Source organism: Mycobacterium sp. NGS40, from assembly GCF_059812735.1.
Genome location: NZ_JCALDG010000003.1, coordinates 389,535 through 403,606, shown reverse-complemented (window position 1 = coordinate 403,606; position 14,072 = coordinate 389,535). Strand labels below are relative to the sequence as shown.

Below are 14,072 nucleotides of genomic sequence, written 5' to 3'. Positions count from 1 at the left end.
ACGGCGGCCAGCGCCCGCTCGTCCTCCTCTGCGAAGGTGTCCTCGAGCTGCAGCGGTGAGTAGTCGAGGTCGATCTCCTCGAGCGGGCGTCCGCGGGCGCTGGAGATGGTGCCGAACCGGCGCATCCCCTTGTCCGAGGCGTACTGCATGGAGTCGTCTGTCGACAGACCGAACGGCATCGTGTCGTAGAGGGCAAAACCCTCTTCGATCAGCCGCAGTCCGAGCGGCATCAGCTCGTTCATCCGCGTTTCGAAGACACCCCAGTTGGCGTCGTCGGCGGCGACGTGGCGCCGGCAGGTGAAGGTGCCCCAGGCCATGTGGCGTCGCTCGTCGTCGCCGATGCGCCGAACCAATTCCTGCATGCCAGGCAGGATGTCGCGTTCCACGCAGATCTTGTGCCAGATGTAGTAACCGGTCAGCGCCAGCATGCCCTCAACCATGTGGTTGTAGGTGACCGACGCCCGCACCTGGGCGGCCGGTGACGAATCGACCGACAGCGCATCGAGACACGCGGGCAGTTCTTCGTAGAAGATGGTGCGGTAGGTCGGCACGTCGTCGATGAGGTTGTTCAGGTCCTCGGTGACGCCGACGGCGTCGAGCCACATCCGGAACACCTGAACGTGCTTGGCCTCCTCGAAGGCGAACTGCGTCAGATACATTTCGTCGCCGAGCCGTCCCTCGGCTCGCATCGCGGCCATGAACGGCTGGATGTCCTGGGTCACCGATTCCTCGCCGGCGATGAACTCGGCACACAGCAGGGTCGCGTAGCTGCGTTCGTCGTCGGTCAGACGTTCCCAGTCTTCGCGATCGCGCGAGAAGTCGATGGCCGCCGGATCCCAGAATTTCGCATTGCCGCCCGCAAAGAGCTTGAGCGGCAAGCTATCCCAGTTGAGACCGCCCTGGGACATTGAGGCAACTCGGGTTCGATTCATGATGTGACCTCCTCGGATCGCAATGGGGCTGGGTGAACGGAGGCATTCGGCGCTGCCGCGAAGGCGGCGGCGAGCACCGCGACGAGCCTGCGCACCGCCAGCGCGGGCTGCTCGGGGCTGGGCTCGTCGAGGCCGAGGATCGGGTCCAGGCCGCGCATGTAGGGCGCCAGCGCCAGGTGCGGGAAGATCAGCAGCAGCAACGACAGCAACACGTCGGTGTCGGCATCGGTGCGCAAATCGCCGCGCTTCTGGGCGCCTTGCACCAACGGTCGCAGCACCTCCAGATAGTGGCGGTGGATGACGCTGCGCACGCTGACGCGGGCGTCGGTGTCGACCTCCAGGGTCGCCGCGGCATGCAGCGAACGCTCGTGCGGATGTTCGGCGAAGTAGGCGACCCAGCCGTCGAGCAGCTCGGTGAGGAATTCGAAGAACGGCCGGTCGGGGTCGAGCTCGTGGATCAGGTCTTCCATGCAGACGCGCACCCGTTGGCTGCCGATGTCGGCGATGAACGCGAACAAGTCGCGCTTGTCCGCGAAGTACTGGAAGAGACTGCCCTTGGCGACGCCGGCCCGGCGCGCGATGACGTTCAGGCTGCCGCCGGAAAATCCGTGTGCCCCGAATTCGTCCTCCGCGGCCTCGATGATCGCCGCGCGACGAGCGGGGTCAACCCGCGCCCATGTCACCGTTGGCATCGGACCTCCTTGTCTGGATGACCACTGGTCATATTAACGTGAGCTGCATCACAGTCAAGCCCCAGTATGACTCGCGCGCGGCGATTACGCTTCCGCTCGGACACGAGCGCAAAGGGGGCGAGTTGGTGACAATGGCCTGTCGGACGGTAATCGCCACCGTGCTGATGTTGCTGACCGCCGCGCCGGCCCACGCGCAGTCACCGCCCACTCCCGGCATCAAGATCAACGACGAAACCAGCTTCTGCACTTCGGCTTTCACCGCCGAGGGCGACGACGGCAGCTACTACCTGATGACCAGCGGGCACTGCGACGCCCATGACGGTTCGGTCTGGACCTACGGCGCGGACGACACCCCGCTGGGCAGACTCGTCAAAGGCGAATACGAAGAAACCCCGGAGGGATCTCAGACCAAGGACGCGGCGCTGATCAAACTCGAGCCCAGCGTGGGTGCGCCGTCGGGTGACATCGCCGGGAAGTATCCGGTGCGTGACGCGTTGAGCGTTTCCCAGATCAAGGTCGGCACCCAGATGTGCAAGGTCGGTGCGGTCACCGGCGAAACGTGCGGGCCCATCACGAACATCGAGGGCACCTCGGTGGTGGAAGCCGACCTGCGCTGTCTGGGCGGCGACAGCGGCAGCCCCGGGTTCGTCAAGAACCCCGATGGCACCGCGAGCGCGATCGGCATTCTGACCTCAGCCCTGGATGACGACCACACGACCTACTTCATCATCGTGGCGCCGTTGCTCACCAAATGGGGCTTGCGCCTGCTGCCCTGACGGTGCACTCTGCGCGGATTTGCCAGCCGCTGAGCCAAGGGTCGAGAAATGTTGCGGCGCTGTGAAAATCGGCGCCCGGTTCGACCCCGTTCGAGCGCCAAGTCGATCCGATCTCCAGCGAGGATTCAATTTGCTGGCTAATATTCTCGTGATGTTGGACCACTGGCCCATCGTCGGCAGAAGTAGGGAGATCGACGAGTTCAGCCAACTCTTCGCAACCACAAGGGGGTTGCGCGGTGTCGCATTGGCCGGCAAGGCCGGCGTGGGCAAATCACGGCTGGCCCGCGAGGCGGTCCGGGCGGCCGCCGACGCCGGGTGGACGGTGCGCAGCACGGCCGCGACCGTTACCCACCGGCCAATTCCATTGGCCGCCTTCGCGTTATGGACCGATGATGCGCAGGGCGCACCCCATGCGCTGGCCCGCCGAGTCGTCGATGCACTGACCGCGGGCACGCAGCCGGACCGCCTGCTCGTCTTCGTCGACGACGCCCATCTGCTCGACGATCTCTCGGCCCTGGTCCTGCATCAACTCGTGCAGTTGCAGGCCGCCACGGTGCTCGTCACGATTCGGACCGGCGAGCCGGCTCCGGCCGCGGTGACGGCGCTCTGGAAAGACGGGTTGGTGGCCCGCCGGGAAATCGACCCGTTGACCCGCGATCAGACCGACGAACTGCTGTGGGCGGTATCGGGGTACGCACCCGATCGGCAGTGCGGGGACGAATTGTGGCGACTGACGCGCGGAAATGTGTTGTTCCTGCGGCAATTGGTCGAACAGGAGTTTTATGCGGGACGGCTGGTGACCGACGCTGGCGTGCTGCGCTGGCAGGGCAACCTGCGCCTGTCGTCGTCGTTGGCCGAGCTGGTGGACGCACAGATCGGCGCCATTCCCGATGAAGTACGCGACGTCGTCGATCTGGTGGCTATTTCCGAACCCGTCGACTGGCAATGCTTGAAAATGCTCGCCGAGCAGGACGCGATCGAGGAGGCCGAGCAGCGCGAATTGATCCGGTTGTCCGGCGACGACGTGTACATCGGCCACCCCATGTTCGCCGAGGTGCGCCTGAATCGCTGCGGCTCCTCGCGGCTGCGACGCCTGCGCGGTCAGGTGGCAACCGCGATGAAGGACGGCGGGGGCGCGGCGAAGGTGATGAAGCGCGGCCTGCTCTGGTTGGAGTCGGACCTTCCGCCCGAGCCGGACGTGCTGCTCTCGGCGGCCACGGCGGCGAGTTCGCTGTTGGACTTCGAGACCGCGGAGCGGCTTTTCACGGCCGCCGCCGCAACCGGTATCGGCGCGCAAGCGCGAATACCGCTCGCCTACTCCCTTTTCATGCGGGATAAGGGAGAGCTTGCGCTGGAAGTTCTCGAAGGCGTGGAGGTCGACGAAGCAACGGAATCCGCCTTCATCAACGACGTGATAATGCGTGCGTCAAATCTGTTGTGGGGCATGCGATCTCCCGAGCGGTCCTGGCGGCTCATCGACGACGCACTCAAGGCCTCGCACGGCGCGCGCCGCTACCAAGTCCTGGTATTCCGCGCCAATCAGCTCGCGCTAGCGGCGAAGCCGCTCGAGGTCCTCGCGACCATGGCCCAGGTCGACTATGAGGACCTCGATCGGTACGGCGCGACGATGGCCTTTGGCGCCGAAAGCATGGCCTATGGCGAGCTCGGTCAACCCGATCAGGCCGTGGCAAAGGCCATCGCGGGCGACGAGGCACTAGCGATGAGTGAGCAGGGCAATTTCCTTCGTCAGACGTTGACCGAGTTTCACACCTTCGCCTTGGTGGCGGCGGGACGCATCGCCGAGGCCGCGGACGTGGCCAAACGTCACCGCCGCGCGCACCGCGACGAGCCGGCGGATGTACGAGCGGTGGTAGCCGAGATCGACGGCATGGTGATGTTGGCCGCCGGCGACCTAGCCGCGGCGCTGCGGCATCTGCCGGACAAGGTCGAGGCCGAAATGGCGAACAGCTTCCATGTGGTGAACAGCTTCTATCGCTTCCATCTGCTGCGCGCGCAGGCACTGGCGCGATCCGGCGACAGCGCCGGGGCGCAGGGCGCGCTGCACACCGCCCGGGCGCATCGACATCCCGCCTACGTTTACGTCACGTCGACCGAACTCCTGACCGAGGCTTGGTTGGCCGCATCCCACCAGCGAATGACCGAAGCGCGCGGACTGGCGCGCAAGGCGGCCGAGTTCGCGCGCAGCCACGATCAACTCGCGCGCGAGGTGTGGTGTTTACAGACCGCGGTGCAATTCGACGACACCGACGCGGCCGGTCGGCTCGAGGAGCTTGCGACGCTCGTCGAAGGCCCGCGCGTTGCGGTCGCGACGCGCTACGCGACGGCGCTGGCGGCCGACGACGCGAGCGGACTCGACCGAGTATCAACGGATTTCGAGGCGATGGGCGACCTGCTCGCCGGCGCCGACGCCGCGGGGCAAGCCGCTACCGCCTACCGTCGCGCCGGGCGCGCAGGCAGTGCGATGACGGCGGCGGCACGGGCACACCGGCTGGCGGCGCGGTGTCACGGCGCGACCAGCCCCGCCATCCAGTCGGCTTCCTACGCGCCGCCGTTCACCAACCGAGAGCGCGAGATCGCGGTGTTGGTGGCCCAGGGCCTGTCCAACCGCGAGATCGCCGAGGCGGTGTCGCTGTCCGTGCGGACCGTCGAGAGCCACATCTATCGGGCGTGCAGCAAGGCCGGGGTGACCGGCCGCGCCGGCTTGGCCGGCGTCATCGGCGGAGCATCGTTGTCGCGCAGCAACGGACGATGATTGCAGTAGTCGTTCGCTGTTTCGGGCGAAAAATGCAGTAGTCGCTCCCGGATCGCACTGTCGTCGTTTCGGCACAGCATGTCTTGTGGATTTCGCCTTACTGCCCCCGGAGGTGAACTCGGCCCGGATGTACACCGGTCCGGGGTCGGGGCCGCTGTTGGCCGCCGCGGCGTCCTGGGATGCGGTGGCCGCCGAGCTGGAAGCGGCTGGGGCAAGCTACTCCTCGCAGATCGCCGACCTGACCGGACTGTCCTGGTTCGGGGCGTCGTCGCTGGCCATGTCGGGTGCGGCCGCGACCTACGTGGGGTGGTTGCAGGCCGCGGCCGCACAAGCCGGGGTCACGGCCGCGCAGGCGTATGCGGCGGTCGCGGCCTATGAGGCGGCGTTCGCGATGACGGTGCCCCCGCCGGTGATCGCGGCCAACCGCGCGCTGCTGATGACGTTGATCGCGACGAACTTCTTCGGGCAGAACACCGCCGCGATCGCGGCCACCGAAGCCCAATACCTGCAGATGTGGGTCCAAGACGCCACCGCCATGTATGGCTACGCGGCAGAGGCCGAGACGGCCAGCACGTTGCAGTCGTTCGACGAGCCGCCGCAGACCACCAACCAATCCGGCCAAGACACCCAAGCCCGCTCGCTGGCCCAAACCACCGCCAACACCACCGCAGGCCGCACCCAATCCCTGTTGCAAAGCCTCGCCACGCAGCAGACCAACCTCGTCGACCCGCCCCTGCCCGCCGGCAGCACCGCCAACATCGCACCCGGCGGCGCCACCCTGCAGCCCGGCACGACCGTCAGCGTCACCAGCGGCTCGCCCGTCACGAACACCTCTGGTGCCACGCTCACCGTGGGTCCAAACGGCATCGACTGGGTGAACCTTGACGCCGGAGTAACGAGCAGCTCCCAAGCCGGCAGTACGTTGGTCTTCGTCGCCCATTACCTGATCACGAGCGGCTCATTCACCGTCAACAGCCCCTATTTCGGGGGGACAGGCGCGTTCACCGTCTCCAGCGGCTCCGTCACCGCCGGCAGCACGGGCGTCGAGGCCACCATCGACGCCAGTACCGGCCTCGTCACCGCCATCAACGCCGGCACCGTCATCACCGGCCCCGTCACCGCCACCCCCTACGCCTTCCCCGTCGCCCCGGTCGCCCCGGTCGTCTCGAGCTCGTCGAGCGCGTTGGCTGCGGCACCCGCGGCCGCCCCCGTGGTCAGCGCACCGGGCCTGGCGGGAGCCGCCGGAATCCAACCCCAGTTCAACGTCGACGCACTCATGGACGCGCTCTCGGCCGGATAACACCAATGCAGTAGTCGTTTGCTGAGGCGGCCAAAAATTGCAGTAGTCACTCCCGGATAGCGCTGCCGTCGTTTCGGGGCACGCTGGTCGGCGAACGCGCTGGCCATTTGCGACGAGAGCAAGACGCCATGGATTTCGGGCTGCTGCCACCGGAGATCAACTCGGCCCGGATGTACGCCGGGCCCGGGTCGGGACCGCTGCTGGCCTCCGCGGCCGCCTGGGACGAGGTGGCCGCCGAACTGGAATCGGCTGCCGCGGGCTACTCCTCACAAATCGCCGACCTGACCGGCCTGTCCTGGTTCGGGCCGTCGTCGATGGCGATGTCCGGCGCGGCGGCACCCTATGCGGCGTGGTTGCAGGCCGCCGCGGCCCAAGCGGGAGTCACGGCCACCCAGGCCTACGCGGCCGCCGCCGCCTACGAGGCCGCGTTCGCGATGACCGTGCCCCCGCCGGTGATCGCGGCCAATCGCGCGCAGCTAATGGCGCTGATCGCGACCAACTTCTTCGGCCAGAACACCGCGGCGATCGCGGCCACCGAAGCCCAATACACCGCGATGTGGGTCCAAGACGCCGCGGCCATGTACACCTACGCCGGAGACGCCGCCGCGGCCAGCACGCTGGAGTCGTTCGACGAGCCGCCGCAGACCACCAACGGCAACACGCCGACCAGTCAGACCCAGGCACTATCGCAGCCTGTCGTCAACGCGAGCGCCCGCATGCAGAGCTTGACGCAGCTCAACTCACCTACGACCCAGCAGCTGGTCACGACGCTCGACGCCGACAACCCCCTCGTCATCAACGACACCTACACCGTCGGCTTCACTCAGCAGCTGACGATCGGGCCAGGCGGGACGTACACCTCGGTGGAAGTCGCCTCAGGCGGCGAGCTAGTCGTCGACGGCCAGGTCAAAGTGCTCTCCGGCGGCACGCTGACCATCGACAGCGGCGGCACCATGACCGTCCAGTTCGGCGATGTCACCGTCCAAAGCGGCGGCACCCTCGCCGTAAGTTCCGGCGGGACCCTCGACATAGAAGCATCCACCGGCATGCTCACCGTGAACAGCGGCGGCACGCTGACCAACGCCGGCTCCGTCATGATCAACGGCGGCAACTTCGGTGGCGGCATCGGCCTTTGGAACTCCGGCACCGTCAACATCCAATCCGGCGGCAGTCTCACTGTCGCCGAGAGCGCCCGCGTTCTGAACTTCGGCACCGTCAACATCCAATCCGCCGGCAGTTTCACCGTCGCCAACGGTGGCAACATCACGGGCGGGGGCACCTTCATGGATGGCGGCACGCTGACCATTGATTCCGGCGGTTCCTTCTCCAACGTTGAGGTGGAAGTCACCAGCGGCGGGGTGCTCAACGTCAACTCCGGCGGCCAGTTCACGACGAGTCTATTCACCATCGACTCCGGCGGAGCCGCTTACGACAGCGGCACCATGACCATCGACACATCCTTCTCCGACTCAGGCACCCTGACCGTCAACCACGGCGCGACGTTGAACCTTATTGACCACAGCGGCATGGACATCCAGTACAACGGCATGCTCACCGACTCCGGGACGATGAACCTGGCCTCCGGCACGTCGGCCCAGATCGACGGCACCCTCACGGTCACCAACGGCGGCACCCTCACCAACAGCGCCACCCTCGACGTCTCCGGTGGGAACCTCACCGTGAGCACCGGCGGCACCCTCACCGACAACGGCACCCTCACCCTCGGCATCCACAGCACGCTCACCGATTCCGGCTCCCTGACCGTCAGCCAGGGCGGCACCCTCACCGTCGGCACCGGCGGTACCGACACCAGCACCCTGATCGTCAACACCGGCGGCACCCTCACCGACAACGGCACCCTCACCGTCAACACCGGCGCCACCCTCACCGGCAACAGCACGCTCACCATCGGCAGCGGCGGCACCCTCACCGACAACGGCGCCCTCACCATCAGCAGTGGCGGGACTTTGACCGACGGTGGCACGCTCACCGTCAACTCCGGCGGCACGGTCACCGTCGGCGACGGTACCGCCTTCGGCGACAGTCTTGTTCTCCAGCCCGGCGGCAGCCTGATCGACGGCGGCACCGTCACCGTCTCCCAATTCGGCAAGATCGTCGTCACCAACGCCAACGTGACGGTCAACAGCGGCGGCGCCCTGACCGTCGACAGCGGCGGCAATGCCATCTTCTTCAATACAACGGTCAACGACTCCGGCACCATCACGTTCAGCCACGGAATGACCTTCAACCAGACCTTTTTCGGCAACGCCGTCACGGTCCATGGCGGTGGCACGCTCATCGACGGTGCCGACCTCAACCTGGCCAACAGCACCCTGACCGACAGCGGCACCGTCGAGATCACCAACGGCGGGTCCCTCACCGTGCCGTCCGGCAACACCGTCGCCGTCACCAACGGCGGCGCGCTCACGGTCGACAGCGGCGGGAGTGTCACGGTCAGCCAGGGTGGCGGCCTGACCGTGAGCACGGGTGGCGCCGACACCGGCAGCCTCACCGTCAGCGGCAGCCTGACTGACAGCGGGACGGTCACGGTCAACAGCGGTGGCATGGCGACGGTGACCAATGGCGGGACCCTCGTCGACGCCGGGACGGTGACCGTGCAGCCCGGTGCGACGCTGACCGACGCGGGGACCGTGGCCATCGCCCCCGACGGCAGCCTGGTCGATTCCGGCACGATGACCGTCGCCGACGGCGGGGCGGTCAACGACCTCGGCGCGGTCACCGTCAACACCGACGGTGCGCTCACCCTCAACGGCGACGCGGCCTGGGCCGTGAACGGCACTTTGACCGTCAACGACGCCGGCACCGTCACTCTCAACGGCACCAGCATCATGTCCATCCAAGGCGGCGCCCTGACCGTCAACGACGGCGGATACCTGACCGCCAACGCGGGCACCATCGTTCCCATCACGCCGGGCGGCACCCTGACCATCGGCCCCGGCCAGGCCATCACGCTCGGCCCCGGCGGTTCGGCCGGGCCGCAGGGGCTGGTCGGAACTGCCTACATTGCGCCGGCAGTACCGGTGCCCCCCACCCCTGCCGCGGATCCGGGGCTCGCCAGCAGCTTGGCCTCGCCGGGCCTGGCGGGAACGTCGGGAATCCAACCGCAGGTCAACCTGGACGCATTGCGGGACCGGCGTTGGGACGAACTCTGGGGTGTGCTGCTCGATGGCGACTAGCCCGGCTGGCCGGGCGCTGGGTCTCGTACGCCCAGCCAGCCGGGCGCTCGAGCAAGAAAGCTACGGCCGCATCTGATAGGCGCCGTTGATCGGCAGCACGTGTTCCTTCCAAACCTGGTCGTAGCGCGACTGGTCGAACACCGGGCGACGGATCATCCGCATCGCAAACCCGGCCTGTGCGTCGGTGGTGGCGCGCTTGTCCGCCAATTCGACTGCGTAGCTGTTGAAGTCGCGCACCAGCACGGCGAAGATCTCGTCGATCAGCGCATCGTCCACACCCGACAATGGCGCCTCCTCCAGAATCAGCTGCGCATAGGGCACTGTCGCGAACAGCTGGCCGACGCCGAACGCGAAGTCAATGTCCTTCTGCTGCAAGGCATCTGGAGTAGCAGACGTCAGCATTTCGGCCAGCACGTCGATCTGCTCACGCAGCAGCGCAACGTTGGGCAGCTGCGCGAAGCCGTCGAACGGCGCGCGCCAATCGTGGAAGCGGACCTTGCCCAATCCCCCGGTCGGGCCCTGGTTGAACAGGAACGAGTCGTCGACCGCCTCGTCGCGGCGCCCGATCAGCGGCAGTTCGCCGTCGGGCGCGAACAAGTAGTTGGGCATGAACTTCGCCAGCAGCCCGATGTTGATGTGGACGGTGCCTTCCAGCCTGGGCAGCAGCCCGATCTCGCGGGCCATCGCCTCGAAGATGGTGTCCTTCTCCACGCCCTTGGCGGCGATCACGTCCCACAGCGCGGTGATCACTCGCTCGCCCTCGCTGGTGATCTTCGCCTTGGTCAGCGGGCTGTAGAGCAGGTAGCGACGATCGTCGGCCGAGGCGCTGCGCATGTAGTCGCTGCCGCGGGTGGCGACGAGCTTCATCGCGATCAGTCGCGCATAGGCGTCGGTGAGCAGCCGCCGCACATGGCTGAAGTCGGTGACGACGGTCCCGTACAAGTGGCGGTTGGCGGCGTGGGTGACCGCCTCGTACATGGCGTGGGTACACATGCCGACCGCACCCCAGCCGAGGTTGTACTTGCACACGTTGACGGTGTTGAGCGCGGCGTGGAAAGCCCCGGGGCCGCGGTGCAGGATGTCGGCCTGGGTGACCGGATACTCGCGCAACCCGTAGTTGGCGACGTAGTTCTGGGAGTTGACGACGTTTTTCTTCAGCTCGTAGCGGTCGTGCTGCGAATCGGCGACGAAGAATACGTACTCGTCCGTCTCGCCGATCTTGCCGAACGTCGAGACCATCCGGGCGACGTTGGCGTTGCCGATGTAGTACTTCTCGCCGCTGGCGGTCCAGCCATGCTCGGACGGCGTCAGGATCATGTCGGTCTGGTAGACGTCGGCGCCGTGCGCCTGCTCGGACAGGCCAAAGGCGAACACCTCGCCCTGCTCGAGCTGGGCTGCGGCCTTGCGCTTGGCGTCCTCGTTGTCGCTCATCCAGATCGGACCCAGGCCAAGGGCGGTGACCTGGAACGGATACCAGTAGTTCAGCCCGTAGAACCCGACGATCTCGGCGAACTCGCTGATCCGATAGGTGTCCCAACGGCAGTCAGCTGAGGCGCCGTACTCGGACGGGGTCAGCAGCGAGGCGAAGATGCGTTCCCGCCCGATGTGATCGAGAAAGTCCGAGTACCAGACCCGCGCGTGGTCGTCGGCCTTGAGCCGGGCCTTGCCGCGGGACTCGAAGAAGTCGACGGTGGCGGCCATGATCTCGCCCGACCGAGCGTCGGGGTATTTACGGGTCAACTGGTTGGGGTTGAGCAGCATGCGGCAGACGGTACGCCGATGTGCGGGGTCGCGGTATCAGCCCAAGGTGCGCCGCGAAATCCGCATTGTCATCGCAATTGCCTCTGTTGGATGATTCCGGCCCGGCCTAGCATCAGCCACGTGTCCGAACTAAATACCGCGCGCGGTTCCATCGATACCGCTGATCTCGGCGTGACGCTCATGCACGAGCACGTCTTCATCATGACCACCGAGATCGCGCTGAACTATCCCGACGCCTGGGGCGACGAGGAAAAGCGGGTGGCCGATGCCATCGACCGGCTCAACGAGCTGAAGTCGCGCGGCGTGGACACCATCGTCGACCTCACCGTGATCGGGCTGGGCCGCTACATCCCGCGCATTGCCCGCGTGGCCGCTGCGACCGAGCTGAATATCGTTGTGGCGACCGGGTTTTACACCTACAACGACCTGCCGCTGCGGTTCCACTACGAGGGTCCGGGCGGCATGCTGGGCGGTCCGGAGATCATGACCGACATGTTCGTGAAGGACATCGAGGAAGGCATCGCCGACACCGGCGTCAAGGCCGGGATCCTCAAGTGCGCCACCGACGAGCCGGGCGTAACCCCCGGCGTCGAGCGGGTGCTGCGCGCGGTCGCCCAGGCACACAAGCGCACCGGGGTGCCGATCTCTACACACACCCACGCGGGTCTGCGCCGCGGGCTCGAACAGCAGCGCATCTTCGAAGAAGAGGGTGTCGACCTGAGCCGGGTGATCATCGGACATTCGGGCGACAGCACCGACATCGGATACCTGGAGGAACTTATCGCGGCGGGGTCCTATCTCGGAATGGACCGGTTCGGCCTCGATGTGATCTCACCGTTCGAAGAACGAGTCGGCATCGTGGCGCAGATGTGCGAGCGCGGGCACGCCGACAAGATGGTGCTGTCGCACGACGCCAACTGCTACTTCGACGCACTCCCCGAAGAACTCGTTCCGCAGATGGCACCCAACTGGCACTACCTGCACATCCACAACGACGTGATCCCCGCCCTCAAAGAGCGCGGCGTCACCGAGGAGCAACTGCACACCATGCTCGTCGACAACCCGCGGCGCATCTTCGAGCAGCAGGGCGCCTATTAAATGACCCAGAGTGAGCCGACTCCGCCGATCGGCACCCAGGTTTCGGCGCTGGCCGAATGCGCGCCCGACGAGCCGGCGGTCACCTGTGAAGGCCTGACGCTGACCCGCGCCGAACTCGACAAGTCAACGAACCGGCTGGCCCGTGCCTATGCCGAACTTGGTGTCGGCGTCGGCGACTACGTGACGATCCTGCTGCCCAACTCCGTCGAGTTCGTGCAGGCCGCCGTGGCGTGCTGGAAGCTGGGCGCGGTGCCGCAGCCGTTGTCGCCGCGACTGCCGACCGCGGAGTTGCAAGGCCTGCTGGACTTGCGGCCGCGCGCCCTGCTGGTGGGCGCCGAGCACCCTGAAATACCAAGCGTGGTCAAGGGTTTCATCCCCGATGCGGCATTGTCCGATGCGCCGCTGCCGGAGGCGGTGTCGCCGACGTGGAAGGCGATGGGGTCCGGCGGCAGCACCGGGCGGCCCAAGCTGATCGAAGCCGGTGTCGACAGCCGCCTTTCACCGCTGGCGGCCTACGCGATGGGCGCACAAGATTGCGACACCACCTATGTTCCGGTGCCGCTATCCCACAACACCGGGATCACCATGGCGGCCCTGGCGTTGATCATGGGCCACCACCTGGTGTTGACCGACCGGTTCGATCCGCACGAATTCCTGCGCGTGATCGCCGATCATCGCGTCACCTTCATGGTGACGGTGCCGACGATCATGCAGCGGGTGCTACCGGTTTACCAGGCCAACCCGCAGGCCTACGACCTGTCATCGATCCGGCGGTTCTGGCACCTGGCGGCACCGTGCCCGCCGGCCATCAAGCAGGCGTGGATCGACCTGCTGGGCCCCGAGAAAGTGTGGGAGTTGTACGGCGGCACCGAGTTACAGGCGCTGACGTTCATCTCCGGCGACCAGTGGCTGACCCACCCGGGTTCGGTCGGCATCGTCGTCAGCGGCGAGATGACGGTGCTCGACGACGACGGCAACCCCTGCCCGCCGGGCGTCGAGGGCGAGATCTACATGCGGCCGGCGCCGGGCAGCGCGCCGACCTACCGGTATGTCGGCTCGACGGCGAAAAGCCGGAACGGCTGGGACTCGCTGGGCGATCTGGGCTACTTCGACGCCGACGGTTTCCTGTACCTGTCGGACCGGCGGGTCGACATGTTCACCGTGGGCGGGCGCAACGTCTATCCCGCGGAGATCGAGAGCGCGCTATCGGCACACCCGGATGTGTTGTCCTGCTTGGTTGTTGGCGTCCCCGATCCGAACGCCGGTGATCTCGGCCAGGTGCCCTACGCGCTGGTGCAGACGATCGACGGCTCCACCCTGGATGCCGCGGGGGTGCAGGAGTTTCTGCGCGCCAACATCGCGGGGTACAAGGTGCCGCACACCCCCGACTTCATCGAATTCGTCGACACCCCGCTGCGCGACGACGCCGGCAAGGCCCGGCGCTCGGCGGTCCGGGCCGAGATCATGGCGCGGTTGCAGGCCGCCGAAGCGAGCTGACTCCGAAGGCACCAAGAATTCTTCAAGGCTCCGCCCGCACGATCAG

General features: G+C 66.6%; 8 protein-coding genes and 1 pseudogene. 6 read left to right on the top strand and 3 right to left on the bottom strand.

Features of this window, described 5'->3' with window-relative positions; all coding sequences use genetic code 11:
* Both AC5Y5O_RS07585 and AC5Y5O_RS07580 read right to left on the bottom strand, forming a co-directional pair.
* Positions 1-932: R2-like ligand-binding oxidase (locus AC5Y5O_RS07585; protein WP_096283950.1), on the bottom strand; the 932-nt coding region annotated here is incomplete at its 3' end.
* Complete coding sequence (locus tag AC5Y5O_RS07580) at positions 929-1,624, bottom strand: TetR/AcrR family transcriptional regulator (RefSeq protein WP_096283948.1); 696 nt, start codon at positions 1,622-1,624, stop codon at positions 929-931. The genes AC5Y5O_RS07585 and AC5Y5O_RS07580, both read right to left, overlap by 4 nt.
* A gap of 131 nt (positions 1,625-1,755) precedes the next feature.
* On the opposite strand from AC5Y5O_RS07580, the gene AC5Y5O_RS07575 reads away from it, so the two are divergent.
* From AC5Y5O_RS07575 to AC5Y5O_RS07560, 4 genes and pseudogenes are all read left to right on the top strand, one after another.
* On the top strand, positions 1,756-2,400 hold the full coding sequence (locus AC5Y5O_RS07575; RefSeq protein ID WP_096290818.1) for a S1 family peptidase: 645 nt from the start codon (positions 1,756-1,758) through the stop codon (positions 2,398-2,400).
* 151 nt (positions 2,401-2,551) lie between these two features.
* Positions 2,552-5,173, top strand: a complete 2,622-nt coding sequence (locus AC5Y5O_RS07570; RefSeq protein ID WP_096283946.1) for a helix-turn-helix transcriptional regulator — start codon at positions 2,552-2,554, stop codon at positions 5,171-5,173.
* Positions 5,174-5,258: 85 nt separating this feature from the next.
* A complete protein-coding gene (locus tag AC5Y5O_RS07565; RefSeq protein WP_500024425.1) occupies positions 5,259-6,473 on the top strand; it encodes a PPE family protein in 1,215 nt (404 codons plus the stop codon).
* Between the two features lie 128 nt (positions 6,474-6,601).
* Positions 6,602-7,183 (top strand): annotated as a pseudogene (locus tag AC5Y5O_RS07560) (PPE family protein); the annotation flags it as partial.
* Positions 7,184-9,730: 2,547 nt separating this feature from the next.
* Here the strand turns inward: AC5Y5O_RS07560 and AC5Y5O_RS07555 are convergent.
* The gene (locus AC5Y5O_RS07555) at positions 9,731-11,431 is read right to left on the bottom strand and encodes an acyl-CoA dehydrogenase family protein (RefSeq protein WP_096283940.1); all 1,701 of its coding nucleotides are present in this window, start codon (positions 11,429-11,431) and stop codon (positions 9,731-9,733) included.
* Between the two features lie 120 nt (positions 11,432-11,551).
* On the opposite strand from AC5Y5O_RS07555, the gene AC5Y5O_RS07550 reads away from it, so the two are divergent.
* Positions 11,552-12,529, top strand: coding sequence for a phosphotriesterase family protein (locus tag AC5Y5O_RS07550; RefSeq protein WP_096290816.1), 978 nt, complete (start codon positions 11,552-11,554; stop codon positions 12,527-12,529).
* Complete coding sequence (locus AC5Y5O_RS07545) at positions 12,530-14,026, top strand: AMP-binding protein (protein WP_096283938.1); 1,497 nt, start codon at positions 12,530-12,532, stop codon at positions 14,024-14,026.
* Positions 14,027-14,072 lie beyond the last annotated feature (46 nt).